This is a genomic window from Marinomonas sp. AWM4_232 (assembly GCF_056158325.1).
The window spans coordinates 2,308,334-2,328,951 of sequence record NZ_JBSWTA010000001.1; the positions used below are offsets into that span (position 1 = coordinate 2,308,334).

Annotated in this window: 13 protein-coding genes; 9 read left to right on the forward strand and 4 right to left on the reverse strand. The window is 42.7% G+C overall.

The window, feature by feature from the left end:
• From ACXAC1_RS11045 to ACXAC1_RS11055, 3 genes are all read right to left on the reverse strand, one after another.
• Nucleotides 1-831, reverse strand: a complete 831-nt coding sequence (locus ACXAC1_RS11045) for a carbohydrate ABC transporter permease (RefSeq protein WP_133563618.1) — start codon at nt 829-831, stop codon at nt 1-3.
• A gap of 10 nt (nt 832-841) precedes the next feature.
• A complete protein-coding gene (locus ACXAC1_RS11050; RefSeq protein ID WP_133563616.1) occupies nt 842-1,702 on the reverse strand; it encodes a carbohydrate ABC transporter permease in 861 nt (286 codons plus the stop codon).
• A gap of 105 nt (nt 1,703-1,807) precedes the next feature.
• The gene (locus tag ACXAC1_RS11055) at nt 1,808-3,115 is read right to left on the reverse strand and encodes an ABC transporter substrate-binding protein (RefSeq protein WP_475061511.1); all 1,308 of its coding nucleotides are present in this window, start codon (nt 3,113-3,115) and stop codon (nt 1,808-1,810) included.
• Between the two features lie 657 nt (nt 3,116-3,772).
• Between ACXAC1_RS11055 and hsdR the strand changes: the two genes are divergently transcribed.
• From hsdR to ACXAC1_RS11090, 7 genes are all read left to right on the forward strand, one after another.
• A complete protein-coding gene (hsdR, locus tag ACXAC1_RS11060; RefSeq protein WP_475061512.1) occupies nt 3,773-6,244 on the forward strand; it encodes an EcoAI/FtnUII family type I restriction enzme subunit R in 2,472 nt (823 codons plus the stop codon).
• A gap of 89 nt (nt 6,245-6,333) precedes the next feature.
• Entirely contained in the window at nt 6,334-7,833 is a 1,500-nt protein-coding gene (locus tag ACXAC1_RS11065; protein ID WP_475061513.1) for an N-6 DNA methylase, read from the forward strand.
• Nucleotides 7,833-9,818 (forward strand): restriction endonuclease subunit S, encoded by a 1,986-nt coding sequence (locus tag ACXAC1_RS11070; RefSeq protein ID WP_475061514.1) that lies wholly within the window; start codon nt 7,833-7,835, stop codon nt 9,816-9,818. Before ACXAC1_RS11065 ends, ACXAC1_RS11070 begins: the two co-directional genes overlap by 1 nt.
• Before the next feature lie 11 nt (nt 9,819-9,829).
• Nucleotides 9,830-11,419: an AAA family ATPase gene (locus ACXAC1_RS11075; protein WP_475061515.1), complete on the forward strand. Its 1,590-nt coding sequence runs from the start codon at nt 9,830-9,832 to the stop codon at nt 11,417-11,419.
• On the forward strand, nt 11,412-12,242 hold the full coding sequence (locus ACXAC1_RS11080; protein ID WP_475061516.1) for a hypothetical protein: 831 nt from the start codon (nt 11,412-11,414) through the stop codon (nt 12,240-12,242). The genes ACXAC1_RS11075 and ACXAC1_RS11080 overlap by 8 nt, the downstream gene beginning before the upstream one ends.
• Nucleotides 12,243-12,432: 190 nt before the next feature.
• Nucleotides 12,433-14,766, forward strand: coding sequence for an AAA family ATPase (locus ACXAC1_RS11085; RefSeq protein WP_475061517.1), 2,334 nt, complete (start codon nt 12,433-12,435; stop codon nt 14,764-14,766).
• Nucleotides 14,766-16,070, forward strand: coding sequence for an McrC family protein (locus tag ACXAC1_RS11090; protein WP_475061518.1), 1,305 nt, complete (start codon nt 14,766-14,768; stop codon nt 16,068-16,070). Before ACXAC1_RS11085 ends, ACXAC1_RS11090 begins: the two co-directional genes overlap by 1 nt.
• Nucleotides 16,071-16,118: 48 nt before the next feature.
• Here the strand turns inward: ACXAC1_RS11090 and ACXAC1_RS11095 are convergent, their stop codons facing one another.
• Nucleotides 16,119-17,048: a restriction endonuclease gene (locus ACXAC1_RS11095; protein ID WP_475061519.1), complete on the reverse strand. Its 930-nt coding sequence runs from the start codon at nt 17,046-17,048 to the stop codon at nt 16,119-16,121.
• A 524-nt stretch (nt 17,049-17,572) separates the two neighbouring features.
• Here ACXAC1_RS11095 and ACXAC1_RS11100 point away from each other — a divergent pair.
• Nucleotides 17,573-18,397: a TnsA endonuclease N-terminal domain-containing protein gene (locus ACXAC1_RS11100; protein ID WP_475061520.1), complete on the forward strand. Its 825-nt coding sequence runs from the start codon at nt 17,573-17,575 to the stop codon at nt 18,395-18,397.
• Nucleotides 18,390-20,579, forward strand: a complete 2,190-nt coding sequence (locus tag ACXAC1_RS11105) for an integrase catalytic domain-containing protein (protein ID WP_475061521.1) — start codon at nt 18,390-18,392, stop codon at nt 20,577-20,579. The genes ACXAC1_RS11100 and ACXAC1_RS11105 overlap by 8 nt, the downstream gene beginning before the upstream one ends.
• Nucleotides 20,580-20,618: the final 39 nt, after the last annotated feature.

Consider the following 20,618-nt stretch of genomic DNA (forward strand, 5'->3'; position numbering starts at 1 on the left):
CTATTTCACTGCGCCGAATGTTAGGCCTTGTACCAATTGTTTCTGACAGAACCAGCCAAAAATCACGATAGGGGCACAAGCAAGTGTGGATGCGGCAGATAATTTCGCCCAGAACAAGCCTTCAGGGCTTGAGTAAGAAGCGATCATTGCTGTGAGAGGCGCTGCCTCTGATGCGGTTAAGTTCAATGACCAGAATGCTTCATTCCAGCACAATACGATGGATAGCAAACCCGTTGACGCAATACCGCCAACAGAAAGAGGCAACACAACCTTAATCATTTCATCCCAAGGTGTTGCACCGTCCATACGCGCCGCTTCCAAGATTTCTTTTGGTAGATCTTTGAAGTACGAGAACAGCATCCAGACAATGATCGGCAGGTTCATCAGGGTAAAGATAATCACTAGACCCAGTTTCGAATCCAGCAGACCGTAGTCGCGAGATAGGATGTAAATAGGCACCAGTACACCTACTGCTGGAAGCATTTTGGTGGACAGCATCCATAGCAGAATGTCTTTGGTTTTCTTACCCGGGAAAAAGGCCATGGAGTACGCTGCTGGAATCGCAATGATCAGAGCCAAGATAGTGGCACCAAATGACGTTACCACGGAGTTCCAAGCATGCTTAAGGTAATCACTACGCTCCTGAACAATTGAGAAGTTCTCAAAGGTTGGTTCAAAGAACAGCTGTGGCGGTACAGAGATCGCTTGCAGCTCAGTTTTGAACGACGTGATAAACATCCAAAAAATCGGGAAGAACAGCAGCAAAGCAACTGCCCATGAGGCCAGCCCTACTAAAATGGTTTTTAATTTTCGTTGTTGCGTTAAAGTCATGATCGTCCCCTTACACCGTTAGATTTTTGCCGACAGCGCGGATTAAGAAGAACGCTACAATGTTGGCGAGTAGTACAGCGAATAAACCACCAGCTGAAGCAACACCGACGTCATATTGAAGCAAGGCTTGGTTGTAAATCAGGTAAGCAAGGTTGGTACTGTCGTAACCTGGACCACCACCTGTCGATACGTAAATTTCAGCAAATACTGCCAGTAGGAAAATGGTCTCGATCATGACAACGACAGCGATAGGGCGTGCCAGATGAGGAACCGTTAAGTAGCGGAAAATATGCCAGCCATTCGCGCCGTCCATTTGAGCCGCTTCTTTTTGCTCGGTATCTTGTGATTGCAATGCTGTGACAAATACTAGAATAGCGAAGGGTAGCCATTGCCAGCTCACCATAATGATGATGGACATCAGCGGATAATTGGACAGCCAATCAATCGGCTCAAGCCCTAAAGAGTTCGAAATCCAAGCGAAAATACCGTACACCGGGTTCATCATCATGTTTTTCCAGATCAAGGCGTTAACCGTTGGCATGATGAAAAATGGTGAGATCAGTAACACGCGGACGATGTTTCGCCCGAAGAATGGTTTATCAATCAACGCAGACAGCGCAACACCCAGCACCACTGTGATGACCAATACCGACCCTAACAAAATCAATGTGTTAGAAACGGCTATCCAGAACCCTGGATCGGTTACAAAGAATTCAAAGTTCATCCAACCAACAAAGTTGTTACGACCAGGGTAGAGCAGGTTGTAATTGATGGTTGAGAAATAGATAGTCATTGATAATGGCACTATCATCCAGACCAACAGCAGAATGACTGAAGGCGCCATTAACAAGCGAGTGATGGAACGCTTCATGGGATTTTCTCTCGTGATTAGCTTTTAGCGCGTCTCGCGACGATTTATAAGAGGCAAGAGAGCAGGGCTAGGCCCTACTCTCAAGCGATAACGTCAAAACGTTATTTAGTAGTAACCAGCCTGACGCATTTGGCGATCCGCCGAACGGTTTGCAGACTCTAGCGCTTTATCGACCGACATGCTGCCGGACAAGGCACCAGAAACCATTTGGCCAGTGGTTGTACCAATTGCTTGGAACTCAGGAATCGCAGCAAACTGCACACCAACATATGGCGATGGTTTTAGTGTGCTGTCATTAGGGTTAGCAGAGTTGATGGCTTTTAGCTCAGCCTCTGCAAACACCGCGGCTTTTGTGAACTCAGGATTTTCATAAGTCGATGTACGAGTACCAGTTGGAACAGCGCCCCAACCATTGTGCTCAGCCACTAACTTGATGTATTCCTTAGACGTTGCCCAGCGAACGAACGTTTGTGCTGCTTCAGCATGTTTTGTTGCTGCAGGGATGCCCAATGCCCAAGACCATAGCCAGTTTGCACCTTTTTCAGTTACCGCAAACGGAGACTGAGCAAAAGCGACTTTGTCAGCGACTTTTGACTGCTTAGGATCCGTTACGAAAGATGCTGCGATTGTGGCGTCAATCCACATACCACACTTACCTTCGTTGAACAGCGCCAAGTTTTCATTGAAGCTGTTACCGCTGGCACCTGGAGGTCCGTATTCATTTAGCAGGTCAACGTAGAAGTTAACCGCGTTTTTCCACTCATCACTGGTCAACTGTGGTTTCCAGTCCATATCAAACCAACGAGCTCCGAAAGAGTTCGCCATTGCCGATAGGAAGGCCATATTGTCACCCCAGCCGGCTTTACCACGAAGACAGATACCGTAAACGCCGTTATCAGGATCATTCATAGCTGCCGCAGCATCACGAATGTGTTCCCAGCTATCACGGTCACCGATGGTTACGCCAGCTTTATCAGCTAAGTCCTTGCGGTACATAACCATAGAGCTTTCACCATAGAATGGCGCTGCATACATAGTGTCGTTGTAAGATAGGCCCCCACGAATAGACGGAAGAATATCTTCAACATCATAGTCGCCACTTGTGTCAATCGGCTCTAACCAACCGCGCTCACCCCAAATCGGAGCCTCATACATACCGATGGTCATCACATCATACAAGCCACTGCCGTTAGCAATATCTTGAGTAACGTTTTGACGCAAAACACCTTCTTCAAGTGTGACCCACTTCAATTTGATGTCAGGATATTGTTTCTCGAACTCTGGGGTCAGTTTTTGCATTTCGATCATGTGACCGTTGTTAACGGTAGCGATCGTAATTTCAGTTTCTGCGAATGCATTGAAGGCAGCTAGAGAGACAGCACATGCGATGGCTGTTTTGGTAAGACTTTTCATAGGTTCTCCCATTTGGGTAAGTTTCTTTTTATTGTCGCACCTAGTGGCTTGAACACTTTTAAATCAAGCCCGGTAAATATAGAACAAGTCTCAATTGACTCACTAGTACACAAATAGCCACTATTGGTACTTTTTTGTTTGTATATGTGAAATTTGACTAAAAATGTAGTCAAAATAATACTCTTTTGACTTTGCTGTATTTGATTGTTTTATGAGCAGAGTTTAGTGGTGTTCCAATTCAATAAAAACGAAGAATGGAGTAATTCAACGAAGAGGAGGGGCTAATCTTCGTTTTTTGAGTGATATATTGAAAATTATGGCTAGTACAAAAAAGTATCAGGGGATTTGAATAGTACTTCCCAAGAACTGTCATATTGGTCTTGGCAGAATGAGGTAAGAAGTAAGTGAAATCGGCAGTGTTACGAGGGAGAGTGTTGAGGTTCTGAGGCTCTTGTAGTTCGACAAATCCATATGCCGCCCAATTTGACTCAAATAACTAGCTATTCAAATCATGTAATGATGCGAATAAGGTGATTTTTCACATCATCATTAACTGATATAAGCTACTTAGTTCTTGTGCATCACATTGGTTCTATCGGAATGGTCTAAAAAGTAAGTTATTATCAAGTTATCTAAATATAGTTATGGATTACTTGCATGTCTCAAGGGATTAACAAAGCCAAGCTTACCGAAACCGATATCATCACCAAACTCGTCCTGCCTGCGATTAAGAGTGCTGGTTGGGATGATATGACCCAGATCCGCCAGGAAGTGAAACTGAAAGATGGTAAGGTGGTGGTTCGAGGACAAATGGCTGCTCGCCAAAAAGTCAAAGCCGCAGATATCGTGCTGTATCACAAAACGGGTATGCCGTTAGCGGTCATCGAAGCCAAAGCCAATAAGTTTGAAATTGGCAAAGGGATGCAACAAGCCCTTGGCTACGCTGAGCTGTTAGAAGTGCCGTTTGTATTTTCCACCAATGGCGATGGCTTTTTACTTCATGACAAAACCAATATCACACAGATTGAAACTGAAATCGCGTTAGAAGACTTTCCAACGCCTGAGCAACTATGGCTTAAGTTCGCGCAATGGAAAGGCTATGAAACCGATCAGTTGCCAATCGTGACGCAAGACTATCATGACGATGGCACAGGCAAAGCTCCGCGTTACTATCAGCTTCAAGCTATCAATAAAACGGTTGAAGCGATTGCCCGAGGGCAAGACCGTAACTTACTTGTGATGGCAACTGGTACGGGTAAAACCTATACCGCCTTTCAGATCATTTGGCGTTTATGGAAAGCACGAGCGAAAAAGCGCATCTTGTTCTTAGCGGATCGTAATGTCTTGGTCGATCAGACCTTTATTAATGACTTTCAGCCGTTTGGCTCAGCCATGACCAAGGTGAAAAATCGTAAGGTTGACCCCTCTTATGAGATTCATCTAGCGCTGTATCAAGCGTTAACGGGCCCTGAAGAATCACAAAAAGCCTATAAACAAGTTGATCCTGATTTCTTCGACTTAATTGTTATCGACGAGTGTCATCGTGGTAGTGCTTCAGAAGAAAGTGCTTGGCGTGAAATTCTAGAATATTTCAGCGGTGCCACGCAGGTGGGCTTAACCGCCACACCAAAAGAAACCGAAGAAGTCTCCAACATTGAATACTTTGGCGATCCGATTTACACCTACTCGCTAAAACAGGGCATCGAAGATGGCTTCCTTGCGCCTTATAAAGTGATTCGTGTCGATATCGATATCGATGTACAAGGCTGGCGTCCCAACAAAGATCAAGTTGATAAAGACGGTCACTTAATAGAAGACCGTATCTACAACCAAAAAGACTTTGATCGAACCATTGTCATTGATGATCGGACTCAGTTGGTGGCGCAAACCATTACCAATTATTTGAAGCGCACCGACCCGATGGCTAAGACAATCGTCTTCTGTAACGACATCGACCACGCGGAGCGTATGCGTCAGGCATTGGTGAACTTAAATCCTGAGCAGGTCGCCAAAAACGAAAAATATGTGATGCGCATTACGGGTGATGACGCGATAGGTAAAGCGCAACTGGATAACTTTATTAATCCCAAGAAAGCGTACCCAGTGATCGCCACCACGTCAGAGCTGATGACTACAGGTGTAGACGCCAAGACTTGTAAACTGGTGGTACTGGATCAAGGTATCCAATCGATGACCAAGTTTAAGCAGATTATTGGCCGTGGCACACGTATCGACGATAAATACGGTAAGCTGTGGTTTACCATTTTAGACTTCAAAAAAGCCACCGAACTGTTCGCCGATCCACGCTTTGATGGTGAACCAGAGCAAGTCAAAGTCACTTCAGCAGGGGACTTTGAAGATGATGACACCCTCGACGATATCATTGATGAAGGGGCTGAAACGGACCTTTCTGAAGAAGGCGATATCGACCTCGAGACAGTACAGGAGCCAGAAGCCGATTATCAGCATGATGGCAATGATTCATCTGACCACTGGGATTCATCAGATAACAGTGACTACCACCTGACTGATGATGACTGGAATGACGAAGAGAAAGTACGCAAATTCCACGTTAAAGGCGTCAAAGTCAAAACGCTAGCGGAGCGTATTCAGTACTACGACACCGATGGAAAATTGGTTACGGAATCCTTCAAAGACTACACCCGAAAAGCCATCGCTAAGCAATTTACCAGCTTGGATGAGTTTGTGAAAAAATGGCAAGGCGCGGATAAAAAGCAAGCCATTATCGATGAGCTGGAAGAGCAGGGCGTGATCTGGGAAATCCTAGAGCAAGAAGTCGGTAAAGACCTTGATCCGTTCGATATGATTTGCCATATCGTATATGATCAGCCGCCTTTGACGCGCCAAGAGCGTGCCAACAACGTCAAAAAGCGTAATTACTTCACCAAGTATGACGGCGTAGCCCAAGAAGTGCTTAGCCGCTTGCTCGATAAGTACGCCGATGCAGGTGTGAGTGAAATTGAAAATATCAATGTGCTTAAAGTCACACCCTTTGATGAGTTAGGTCGCCCATTAGAAATTATTAAAAAAGGTTTTGGTAATAAAGAGTCTTACCTAGCCGCCGTACATGATTTAGAAAACGAGCTTTATCAACCTAAATCCGCATAATACACAGCATCACAGCCTTTGCTAGTATCGCGTTGGCTGTGCGGCGATGACGTTTACGTCACTTCAGAATTCAGTTAATAGAGAATCTTATGTCCATCAGTACCGTAATCAAATCCATCCAAGACATTATGCGCAAAGACTCCGGTGTAGACGGCGATGCCCAGCGCCTTGGTCAAATGTCTTGGCTACTATTCTTGAAAGTCTTTGACGCCCAAGAAGAAGAGCTAGAATTTGAATTAGACGACTACAAAGCGCCGATTCCAGAGAATTATCTGTGGCGTAACTGGGCGGCTGATCCTGAAGGTATCACTGGTGAAGAACTTTTAGACTTCGTAAACGATGATCTATTTCCTGATATGAAGGCGCTAAACGCTCCACGCGATTTAAACCCGCGTGGCTTTGTGGTGAAAGAGGCGTTTAGTGATGCCTACAACTACATGAAAAACGGCACCTTGCTGCGTCAGGTGATCAATAAACTCAACGAGATTGATTTTACCGACTCTCAAGAGCGTCATTTGTTTGGTGATATTTACGAGCAGATCCTGCGTGACCTACAAAGCGCGGGTAATGCGGGTGAGTTCTATACACCACGCGCTGTGACTAAGTTTATTGTTAATCGTCTTAATCCTAAGTTGGGCGAGAACATCATGGACCCAGCAGCGGGCACAGGTGGTTTCCTTGCCTGTAGTTTTGACCATGTTAAAGACAACTACGTGAAAACCGCAGAAGACCATCAAACCCTGCAAAAGCAAATCCATGGCGTAGAGAAGAAGCAGCTGCCGCATTTGCTATGTATCACCAATATGATGCTTCATGGTATCGAAGTGCCTTCACAAATCCGCCACGGCAATACGCTTAATAAGCCGCTTTCTAGCTGGGACAGCGATATTGATGTGATCGCCACCAACCCACCCTTTGGCGGTACGGAAGAAGACGGTATCGAAAAGAACTTCCCAGCGGAGATGCAAACCCGTGAAACAGCGGATTTGTTTTTACAGCTCATCATTGAGGTGCTTCGCGACAAGGGACGAGCTGGCGTGGTATTGCCAGATGGAACTCTATTTGGCGAAGGTGTGAAAACCAAGATCAAAAAGCTACTGACCGAAGAATGTAACCTGCACACCATCGTGCGTTTACCCAATGGCGTATTTAACCCATACACCGGTATCAAGACCAATATTCTGTTCTTTACCAAAGGCCAGCCAACCAAAGACGTTTGGTTTTATGAACACCCGTACCCAGAAGGTGTGAAGAACTACAACAAATCCAAACCGATGAAGTTTGAAGAGTTTCAAACGGAAATCGATTGGTGGGGCAAGGAAGAAGATGGCTTCGCTAGCCGTGTTGAGACCAACCAAGCGTGGAAAGTGTCCATTGATGACATCATCGCTCGTAACTTCAACTTGGATATTAAAAACCCATACCAAGAAGCAGTGGAAGTGCACGATCCAGAAGAGCTACTGGCAACCTACCAACAGCAACAGACCGAAATCAGCGAACTGCGCCTACAGCTGAAAAATATCTTAGGCGATGCGCTAATGAGCACGGCAAACAGCCAGCGGGACGACTTGGAAGAGGAGCGTGGCTAATGGCTGAGCTTCACAACATACAAACACTAATTACCCAGCATATTGACCTTTGGACGGGTGCGGTTAAAGACAAATCCAGTGCAGGTCGTGGTGGCAGTAGTAAGCGAGAACTTTATGGCATAAAAAAACTGCGCGAGCTGATTTTAGAATTGGCGGTACGTGGCAAGCTGGTTTCTCAAGACCCGAGTGATGACCCCGCTTCGGTCTTATTGGAACGCATCGCTGCTGAGAAAGAAGAACTGGTTAAACTAGGCAAAGTCAAAAAGCCCAAAAAACTTCCAGATATTAGCGAAGACGAAAAGCCCTTTAAACTTCCGGAAGGGTGGGAGTGGTGCAAGCTCGGTCATTTGGTTGAAATGTACAATGGTAGAGCTTTTAAATCATCAGAGTGGTCAGACAAAGGTCTTCCTATCGTTCGGATTCAGAATTTAAATAATGAAAATTCTGAGTTTAACTACTTTTCTGGGGAATTAGCTACCCACCATAAAATTGACAATGGGTCTTTTTTGATCAGTTGGTCTGGTACTCCAGGAACTTCGTTTGGTGCCTTTGTATGGCAGCGTGGCGAAGCCGCATTAAATCAACATATCAATAATTGTATTTTTTTCGATCAGTCGCCTAACTTAATGTTTATGAAGTTAGCAGTTAATGGCTGTATGTCATACTTGATTTCATCAGCTCAAGGTGCAGTCGGATTGAAGCATGTTACCAAAGGTACGCTCGAAAACTCTATTATTGCTATGCCGCCTGAGTATGAACAGGCAAGAATTGTAGCTAAAGTTGATGAACTAATGGCACTGTGCGATCAGTTGGAAAAGCAAACTGAATCCAGCCTTGATGCTCATCAAACCTTGGTGCAAACCCTACTGGATACCCTGCTACAAAGCGGCGGTGCCGAAGAACTAGAGCAAAATTGGCAACGCCTAAGCGCCCATTTTGATCTGTTATTTACCACCGAGCAAAGCATCGATCAGCTAAAACAAACCATCCTGCAACTTGCCGTGATGGGCAAGCTTGTGCCCCAAGACCCAAACGACGAACCTGCGTCCGAGCTACTCAAACGCATCGCCACCGAAAAAGAAGAACTGGTTAAACAAAAGAAAATCAAAAAACAGAAACTACTACCGCCGATTAACGACGATGAAAAACTATTTCAACTGCCTAAAGGGTGGGTGTGGTGTCGGTTAGGAGCCTGCATGCATTTAATTTCTGGGCAGCACCTAAAACCTAACGAATATAGCGAGAGTGAAATTGATAGTGGTCTACCTTATATCACTGGGCCAGCAGAGTTTGGAGAAGTGCATCCGAGCTATAGCAAATTTACAGTTGAAAAAAGAGCGATTGCTGAGTCCAAAGATATCCTGATTACTTGTAAAGGGGCCGGTCTTGGTAAGCTAAATGTAGCTAATTGCGCAATTGCTATAAGTCGTCAGCTGATGTCAATACGCCCAATTCAAGTTAATGGAAAGTACTTATATTGCTACTTGAACTCACAGTATGATTATTTTCAATCTAAAGGCGTAGGGATTGCAATTCCTGGCATATCTAGAGAAGACGTTACCAATTTAGCGACAATGTTACCTCCATATGAAGAACAACACCGTATTGTTGCGAAAGTTGATCAGCTAATGGCTATTTGCGACCAGCTAAAAGCCAAGCTGCATAATGTAAGAGAAACTCAAATTAATCTAACTGATTCTATTTTGAACAGCTTTTTGGGCTCATCGCCTATATCAAATGTAGGAAATAAAGAGAAGGTAAATCAGAGTATGAATATATCGACTGTTTTAGTTGTTGCTCACGGAAGAGTTGATGAAAACTCTCCTTTATCTTCTTTGGTTATGGAAAATGGAGGGAGCGCAGATGCAAAAGAAATTTGGAAGGAGAGTGCTCTTTCACTGCCAGATTTCTATAAACAGTTAAAGAAAGAAATTGAAGCAGGGCATCTGAAAATGCCTGAACCTGCAATAGCTGATAATAATTAAGGAAAGACGTTGTGAAGTTAAAGCGGCTATTTATACCAAACTACAAAGGCTTTGTAGATTTTGAAACGACATTTAGTGAACGCGAAGCTGTTACAACCATCATTGGTGTAAATGGAGTTGGCAAGTCCAATCTAATAGAGTTAATTGTTTCTATTTTTAGAGCGATAGATTTAGATGATACTACGTCGTTTGATTATGAGATTAGCTATGAATGCCGCGGCCATGACATTGATATATCGTATTTTATGGACAAAAAAGACGAGAGTGTTGTGTTTATTGATGGCGAAAAAAAGACGTTTTCATATTTGAGAAGAATGGCAAATGAGTACTTGCCTCTCAATATTTTTACTTATTATTCTGGAACAAATGAACGGGTTGAGCAGCTTTTTAATAAACACCAAACTCGGTTTTATAACGCGCTAACTAATGGCGATGATGGACTAATTCGGCGTTTTTTCTATTGCCGTGAAGTGCACAGTTTCTTTGTCTTATTAGCCTTCCTTGTTGATAAAGATCCTGCTTGTAAAGAAATTTTGAATAATCTCGGAATACAGTCCCTTGATTCCGTCTTATTTTGTCTCAAAAAGCCCTATTGGTATAAAAACAAGCCGTCTCAGATCATGCTAGAGGAAGGTGATTCCCGTTTTTGGTATTCGAGGGGAGTTGTTAGAGACTTTCTAAGTACTATGTGGAAGTACGCGATAGCACCTATTGATAATAAGGAGCGGAAAACTATTGACTTCAGAGGCCGTACAGAAAATCAAGAAAGGCTATATTTATTTCTTCCAGATGATCAATCGTTGAGAGGTTTAGCCAATGAATATCCCGACACAACCTCTCTATTTAAAAATTTAGAAAGTACTTATATTGCTGATTTACTAGAAAATGTGGAAGTAGCGGTAACATTGACGAATGGCCAGCAGGTCACCTTTGATCAGTTATCCGAAGGGGAGCGTCAGCTACTTACAGTTCTTGGGTTAATGCGGTTCACTCGCAATGATGAGTCATTATTTCTACTTGATGAGCCCGATACCCATCTTAACCCAAGATGGAAACTTAAGTACTTCGATAGAATTGAAACCATTCTCAATCATAAAATTGAAGGCTCAAAAAAATCAGCTCTGGACTCCAGCCAAATATTACTTACAACCCATGATCCACTAATGCTGACTTCACTAAATGCAGACCAGGTTAGGGTTCTTTCATGGGATAGTACAACGGGTAAAAAAATATCAGAGATTCCTGAAATAGATCCTCATACGATGGGAGTTGAAGCTATTATTCAGTCGGATCTCTACGGTATTCGGACTAGTCTCAATGAAGAACTTCAAAATAAAATTGATACTAGAAATAAATGGTTATCTTCACTGAAAGAGGGTGAAGATATTCCTCAACAGCTTATTGACCTTAACGATGAACTGGATCAGATAGGCATATCTCAAGCTCATCCTAATCCATATTACTCGAATTTTGCCAAAGCCCTATCGCGTAACCCTCGGTTTAGAAAGCCGACATTTTCTCCTGAAGAGTATGAGCAGCTTCAGATGTTTACTGATGAACTTCTAGAGAAAATTCTCAGCCAGGAGAGTGGTGATGATTAAAATTGACTTACCTTCAGAGCTGCCTCAAGAGATTATTGAATGGCAAAGAGAAGCTGAGCAAATAACACAGCAATTGCTGAAAGCTCAGACATTAAAAGAAAAACACCGAATTATTGATAGTAATCAGCAGCATTGGCGTAAGCAGGAACTGGTAAAATGGCTATCAGATCTGAGCTTTGAGAAGTGTTGGATTACCGAAACAAAATTTGGTGGTGACTATCAAGAAGTTGAGCATTTTCGACCAAAGAAAGGAACTAAAGAGCGAGATGGATCAAAGTGTGTTGATCATAATGGCTACTACTGGTTAGCCTTTGATCTAAAAAACTATAGATTGTGTAAACGTCGGCCAAACGTTAAAAAAGGAAATTTTTTCCCTATCTGTGATAACAGATTTAGGGCTTCGAAGCCTCAAGACGCATGGTGTGATGAGATCCCTCTTTTTTTAGACCCGTTAAAGCAAAGCGATGTTTTGTTACTAAGTTTTAATGATGATGGGGCTCCCGTCCCACAAGATGGCATCGGGGCAGTAGATATTGATCGAGTAAAATTTACTATAGAAAGATTCTATCTTGATGAACGGATTCTAAACGATAGAAGAATGCAGACATGGCGTACCACAAGAGCTTTGTACAATGATTACTCTCATGCTGTTCTCGAAGCCAATAGAAACGGCAGCATAGCTAAAAGAACAGAAGCTGAGCAAAAACTGATTCAAATACAACAGCTTTGTGCTCGCAATGCTGAGTTTTCAAGTGTGGCGAGAGAATCCTTAATGAAGCTGCCTGATCGTATGGCTTGGCAGATAGCTAGTAGAGTTGCTTAGTTAGCTGGTGGAGTAGGTTTGCATTTAGCATACCCTCGCTCTCTTAATCAAACCGATGCCCTTGCTGATAGGGCAGCTGCTTAATGCATTCGAAGAACGAATTCGGTGAGTCGGCTTCACCGAAACAAGTTAGAAAACTCGTTTACACAGCTTCTAGCGAGTAAGAAACAGATTAAAAAGGATGATTTAAATGGCTGACTACAGCTGGATAGACACATTTAGCGCACTAGCAAATAAGCTTTCGAAGTATGAAAATCGTCAGCCAGAACTCGTAGAAATTTTACGTGCGATTGGCGTTGATAAAGGGTTAGAAGATAAGTTGGTGGATGGAAGCCGTTCTACCTTAGAAGTAATTGACCCTTTCACGTTTTTTTCTACCTTTATGAAATATGGTATTCAGACACGTCTACAGTTTTTTAGTGAGCTAGCTAAACAAACTGAATGGGAAGTTCCTGTTCCTACTGGTTTTGACGGAGTGCCTTCCGCTCAGCCATTAAAAGTCTGGTTATTTCCGTATGAAGGAAAGCGCACCGACGAAATGATTCCTAGCTTATGGGCGTTATTTCATAAAGCTCGAAAACGAAATATAGATGAACAGCTATTTGACTTTGTTTTAAGTATCCCAAGTGTAGGCCTTGCAAAGTTAACACAGTGCTTGTTTTACATCGATCCTAACTATTACTTTCCGGTTGATGGACAAACCAAGCCTTGGTTGAGGGAAAATAACTACTCAATTCCGACAGATAATTGGAATAGTTATAAAGCTCTACTGGATATGCTGAAGGAAAAAAATACTAAGCCGATTTATGAAATTTCGTATGAAGCTTGGTTTGCTAATCAGTCTCAAAAAAGTACGAATACAGCGGTCTCTGTTCAGGCTCCAGTTACAAGCAACGGGGTAGCGACAGGTAATATATCCGAGCAAGGTTCCATTTATACAAAATCATCAGCCGCACTAAACCAGATTCTGTATGGGCCTCCAGGCACAGGTAAAACTTATGCTACGACAGAGCTTGCGGTAAAAATTACAGACCCTGAAGTCTACAAAGCATTATGTGAAAAGTATGTCGATGAAGATCTCCACGATGCAATTAAAGCCAAATACGATGATCTGGTAAGCCGTGGCCGTATAGACTTTGCAACATTTCATCAGAGCTTTTCATACGAAGATTTCGTTGAAGGTATTCGTGCAGAAACGTCTGATGATGACGGTAGTTTGACGTATAAAGTTGCTGAAGGTGTTTTTAAGCGTATTGCTGACTTGGCTTCCAAAACTATCGGTGGAGAAAATTCTTTGGGCTTAGCCGAGTCTCCGACTATTTGGAAGATTTCCATTGGTCGTCGTGATGAAGTCGATATGCGAAACCATTATATAAATGCCGGAGAGGCGCGAATCGGATGGAATGATACAGGAGACCTGTCTATACCACTGGATGATCGTGATGAGTACGAGCAGAAGTATTGGAATGGTCTGACAAGCCCAAATCACAATGTTCTGAATGATTTCAGTGAGAGCATGAAAGTTGGTGACGTTCTACTTTGCTTCAAGGACCAGTACACAGTCAGAGCTATTGGTGTTGTTACATCAGAATATCGGTTTGATGCTAATGCGTCTGAGTTAGGCAGCAGATATTATTCACATGTGCGTGATGTGAATTGGTTGGTAAAAGGTATTAGTTTAGATGTACGGCATCTAAACGGCGGAAAAAGGATGGTCCAGAAAACGCTTTATGCACTTGGGCGTATGAACTGGAAATCGTTGATTTCTGAAGTGAAGCGTCAAGGGATTCACATACCAGGTATAGACTCAACAGATGAATCTAAACCATCTCCAAACCACGTCATTATCATTGATGAAATTAACCGAGGTAATACGGCGCGTATCTTTGGCGAACTAATTACTCTTTTGGAGCCAGACAAACGCAAAGGTGGTTCTGATGAAAGAACAGTCATCCTTCCATACTCTAAAGAGCCGTTCACTGTCCCCTCCAATCTTTATGTGATTGGCACCATGAACACCGCAGATAAGTCTCTAGCTCAGTTAGATTTAGCTCTGCGTCGCCGCTTTGAATTTGTTGAGGTAATGCCTGATGCATCACTGCTGGAAGATGTAACTGTTCATGGTGTTTTTATACAAGACTTGCTGCAAACCATTAATGACCGAATAGAAGTACTACTGGATCGTGATCACTTAATTGGCCACAGCTACTTTTGGCCGCTGAAATCAGCTAAAGATGAGCCTTCTAAAGTTCATTTACTTTCAGATATTTTCAAAAAACGTGTCATTCCATTACTACAAGAATACTTCTTTGCTGACTGGGAGAAGATTGGTTGGGTGCTGAATGATATTGGCAAACCAAAAGAGTTCCGCTTTGTGCAGTTGGGTGAATCTGAGAAGAAGCTCGATGAGTTATTTAATGCAGACATCGCTATTGAGTTAGTTGACCGTCGTTACCAAATAAATCAGGAAGCCTTTAGTAAGCCACAGGCTTACCAAGGGATTTTTCTTGGAAGTCATGAGTAATGATCAGGGTTCGTGAATATGCACGTCTGACAACTGATGCAGAGGCCCAACCAAGTTTAGATTGTGGTGTGATTACTCAAGCAACATTTGATTGGCTTCAGGATTTCACTGCGGATTGGAAAGGCAGTACCCCTGTGACTCTTATTAATGGTCATCGCTCCCTGAAACTGGGGAGCTATGTTGGCTTTCTGCGGAGTCCTTCAGGGGAATCTATCGAGGTTCTGCCAAAGACTCGGTTGGGGGTTGAAAGCCCAGAGGAAGCCAGAAATATTCTGCAACGAATGTTATTGGCTTCATTTGGCATTAAGCCAAGAGTAGTCGGTTCTGCTAGTTTGCTACGTAAGAACGAACCTTTGCATGAGTGGATTTTTAGCCAATTTCTGGCCGAACTTCAGCTATTAGTTCAGCGGGGGCTTCGCTTTGATTATGAGAGAGTTCAGGAAGAAAGTCGGTTTATTCGTGGACGTTTGCAAGTCAGCCAACAGCAGCGTCAGCTTCCAGGAAAGCAGCACCTCTTTCATATCGAGCATGATGTGTTCTCACCTAATCGGGTTGAAAACCGATTGCTTAAATCGGCTCTGGAGTCGGTAAGACTTTGCTGTAAATCCAATGAAAACTGGCGGGTGGCAAATGAGCTGTCTCATTTAATGGCTGATATTCCATCGGATGCCTCTCCACTACATAACTTAGATAAATGGGCTAGTAATAAGCTGATGCAAGGTTATGAGCCAGTGCAGCCATGGTGTCGGTTAATTATTGAGAAGCTCAATCCTAACTTCCAGAAGGGGTTACATAAAGGGATCTCCTTGCTGTTTCCAATGGAAGTTTTATTCGAGAAATATGTGGAAGCTTCTTTGTCAAAAGTTGTTGCGACAGGGACATCCCTAAAGGCACAAGCCAGCTCCCGCTATTTGGTAAGCCATAAACCAGTAGAATCTGATGTTGCTTCCAAGATGTTTCAGCTTAAACCGGATCTTATGTTGGAAACAGGACAACAAAAGCAGGTATTGGATACTAAGTGGAAGCTACTGGATCAACAGGCAAGCAATTCGAACGACAAGTACGGCATTTCGCAGTCAGATTTGTATCAACTATTTGCTTATGGTCATAAATACCAAAATGGTTCGGGTCATATGATGCTGATCTATCCGTCGCATGAAGGGTTTGAAAGCCCGCTTCCAAGATTCGACTTTTCAGAACAGCTAATTCTTTGGGTTGTTCCGTTCTGTTTAAAAAGTGAAATGATTATCGGCGGAGATTGGAGCGGATTCTTCCAACTATACAGGGAAAATGAGCCGATTTAGGCTCATGGCAGAGATTTGGCTATCTTTCAGTTCACACTTAAGAACTTATTACCTTTCAAAAAACTCTTCATCAATCTTCTTAAGGTGAAGAGTCTGCTCATTACGACTACCAATGTTGTAGCGCAACATTAGTTTTGCGAGTTGCTGCCCGTTAATTAGAACTATGCGCGATCCAAGGTCTCTTGCAGTGCTTGTAGCAGAGGCAGTGAAATCTGATGTAGTGATGAATAGGCCTTTCTGAGCTCGCTTCAGATTAAGCGCTCCAAAGAAATCCCTTATATCGCCAGAGCTAACATTGTTGCCAGCCGCGTAGCGCTTAGCTTGAATGTAGATCTGATCTATCCCAAGAGGGTCTTGGTTGATCACGCCATCCACACCGTTATCTCCGCTTTGACCCAGTGCATGAGCGGTACTTTCACCTGTTCCACCGTACCCCATCGCCATTAGTAGATCGATCAGTAGCTGCTCAAAGAATGCCGGAGAGACTTTTCTAGTTCGAGTTAGAAGCTCTTCTTGAAGTGCTTGGTTAATACGGTGATAGGCCTTAAGTAACGCTTCATCTGGGGTGATGTCATCATCATTATCAAGAGGTTCAGACGTGTCACCATTGTTATCAGCACTCTCTATCTCATTGCTTTTATTCTTAAAAGCAATGAACTCGTCGAACTTCTTTAGGTACTCATTATTGATTTCTACGTTTTCAGATAAAGCTTGTTTACCACGTTCTGTAATAACGAAATGAGCTCGTTTAGGGCTGTCTATAAGGCCTGCTTTCAGCAGATAAGTACGAGCCCAGCCCACACGATTATCGATCATTCGCTGCTTACCACTTGGCAAAAGCTCGTTCCTTTCCTCGTCAGAGAGGCCAAAATGAGACGATATTTGATTAATTAGGTCGCGAAGCTTGCACTCATTTTCTTGATCTAAATTAAGAAAATGAAGGAATGGGCGCATGATTTCTTGGTAATTTGGGATCAATTTGCTCGTCCTTAAGCGCTCAAAAGAGGCCTTTTTGGCATGATTTTTTGAGATTTACGGGACTTATTATACAGGTATTAGGTCTTAAAAATGACTATTCAACGCCTCACATCTGCATTTTTTCAGGCCCAAATCTGATTTTTTTACACCTAAGATCTTACTTTTTTGCGGCACCTTATCTCGGGTGATGCGGCTTTCTGAAACGAAATCCAACCCTTGAAATCAGCTAACCATCAGAAATTAAAGACATTTCCCTATCACAAGACTGTGATCCTCACTGACGTAAAATCTGACTTATTATACACGAAATGAAATAGCCTTAAATTAGTGACAAATTTTACCATTTGTTTTTCATTATTTCGAAATGTATATAAAAAATCAGATGGTTTTAGATAATATACACGAAATAATATCAATAAATTCAAATACTTATGATTTAAAAAGTTCTTGACGGAAACGCTTTTGTTGGCTAATTCTATATGTATGTTTTAGTGACACTATCAATCATTTTGGAGTTAGGTGAGATGGGAAAGAAGCTAAAGGGGGTAACTATTGAGAGGCAGCAAAAGTGGTATGAAGAACACATTCAGAGTTTGAAGCCTGGATATATGTACAAACCTTTCTGGCGAGCAGATGACATAAGAAGCTCTGGAGTTAAAGTGAAAATTCCCCATAAATTCACTCAAGGACGCTTAGTTCATCTGCTTTCACAAAATGAGCTATGGATGTATTTGCATCTTGCTCGTAACCCGTTAGTAGTTGATGTGTATGAACAATACGCAGTGCCATTAGACTTTAGTTTGTCAGTTGCACATGAGGCTGGGATTAAGCATCCCACTCATCTTCATGTTAAGACACCTGCAATCCAAACGATTGATTTTGTTGCCGAGCTAATCAACCCAGAAACGGGGGAATACGAATACCATGTGATTGCAGTTAAGCATGAGGAAGAGCATGACCTGTCTTTTCGAACAATTGAAAAGCTGGCTCTTCAAGAAGCTTACGCACTTGAATACAACATGAAGTACCACCTTGTAACAGGTAGTGAGCTCAGAACCGAGCTGAGTGTGACCTTAGAGCGTCTTTATCGCCATCGAGACTTGCCACAATATTTAGCCACGCTTTCTCAAAGCTGGTTGAGTAACTTTGCAGGTGCTCTTGCTGATAGCCCTAATGAACAAACCGCTCATTTAATCTCAGAGGCATCTGAGATAACTGGCTGTAGCAATTGGATTGGTGTGCGGATTTTTTACAACGCCCTTTGGCATAAAAAGCTTACATGGGACTGGACTCAATCTTTAAAGCTTGAGATGGCGGCATCTGATTTAGAGGTTCGCTTAAATGACTGATCTAGTCGAAGGCTATATCCAAGACGAACCTAATGACGATTTACTGCCATTAACTTTGAAAGTAAATGTTGGTCTGATGAAATCTGAGACCGAAGAGTCTTATGAGTTTGGTGTGGTCGAGGTGTCTACCTCCTATCTTGTCGTTCGAATCGAAGAGGATCGGGATAAACTTTGGCTGATTAACCATGACAAAACACCAACTTTTCCATTCTATGTCTCCTACCAGGATATGCGTCAATTTATCGAGGATGATTGCGTTGATCTCATTGAAATACAGCAAAACCATCTAGCATACAGGGCATTAGATGACCTTTCTGATAGGCAGCGACAGCGGGCACTTGAGCGATATGAAGTGATAAAACCACTGGTAGGTGATTTAGATGCATTATTCACTAATCACCGCCGAGGTGATCTCGTTCAATCTGTTGTAAAGGCATCTAATCGAAGTGAGCAATATGTCTATGATGTTCTGAATGCATATTTCTACTACGGGCAGCGTATAGCGGCTTTAGCATTACCAATTGGAAAGAATATTCATGCTAAGTCTAAGAAGAAGACCGAGCAAAATAAGAAGCGTGGTCGTCCTAATTCATACGGTAAAAAAGGAAAGGCTTTAAATAGCCAAGACATTGAAGCTATGGATCGTGCTTACTCTTGGTATAACACCAAGAATGGTCCAAATATGGCCGAAGTTTACCTAAAAATGCTACGAAAATTCTATCGTGCAAAGAAGGTCAAGCTTAGTAAGCAAGAAGCGCTTGTTGAGGGAGAAGAGTTTCGAATTATTTTAAAAGGTCCTACGGAATGCCCAACTTTAGACCAGCTAAAATGGCACTTTCGTAAAAAGGGTAATGGAATTATTCCTGTTCGTGATCGAAATAGAAATAATGAGATCGAGCGAAAAAAAGATAAAGCAGGCCGAACCGGTAATGCATTTGCTGAATGTACGGCCTTTGGGCAAGTTTTTGAAATAGACGAAACGCCTTTTCCTGAGGAGCTTGTTTCAGTTTTTGACAGCACTCGCCGAACAAAAATTGGTAAAGCGACTCTGTACTTCGTGATAGACCGATTCTCAAAGTACATTATCGGAGTTTACATTACGACCGAGAACCCTTCCTATAACACAATTCGCCAAGCGATACTGAACTCAGCAATAGATAAAACAGAATTCTTGGAGTCATTTGGCTTTAATACGAAGCAAATACGTTGGCAGTATTACGGGATTCCTCAAACTATCTTTGTCGATAATGCTGAGTTCAAAAATAAAGTATCTGAGGGCGCTGTATTTGATCTTCAGACAATGGTCAAGTTTGCTCGTCCTGGTCGAGGTGACGACAAGCCAAACGTTGAAAAGCTATTTGATCTTTTCTCCAGCTTGTTCCAAGGAACAAGCAAGGCCCATCAAACTAAAAGCTTATCAGACATCGCTTCACAGCTTGCTCGTAAACATGCATGCCTAACGATTCGCGAACTTTACATAATTGCAATTATCTATATCAACTACCACAACAATGAGCGCTTGATTAAAGAATATCCATTTGATCTTTCTATGATTTGTGATGGCGTACAAGCTATTCCTTCAAAGTTATGTGAGTGGTCTGAAATATACCGGCCCGGCTACACCATTCATTACCCTGAGCATGAGTTATATCGCAAATTAATGTCGAAAGGCGAAGTAAGCGTCCACCGTGAAGGCATTACTTTTCTAAATAAAGGGCTTCGTTACAACTGTGATTACCTACTAGGCGTAGGATATCAAGACCAAAAGGCTAACCGAAATAAAGCGTTTAAATTCCCGTGTCGATACAACGAGTACTTGGTCGATTTTATATACATTGATACTCCAGATGGCTTAAAGCTTGCGGAGCTGGACAGTAAAGATCAGCGATTCCGAGGTCTTACTTTTAATGAAGCTCGTCAGCAGAAAATCCAAGAGAAGAAGAATGAGCAGGCTTATGAGTTTCATAACTTTGAGCGAAAAGGGGCGGTTTTGGAAACGCTAGAAAACCTTTTAAAAGTTGCAAACAAGGAACGTGAAAAAGGCCCCGTTCCAAATATCACAACGATCAAAGAAAACCGGTACTTCGAGAGTCTGTTGAACCGATTTTCTGATGTTCATTTATACCTGCAAGCTGCTCAGGATTTCTTGGATACGGAAGATGATGGGGAGTATGAGGAATGAGAATCCAATCAAATAAATATCTAAAACTTAATATGATCG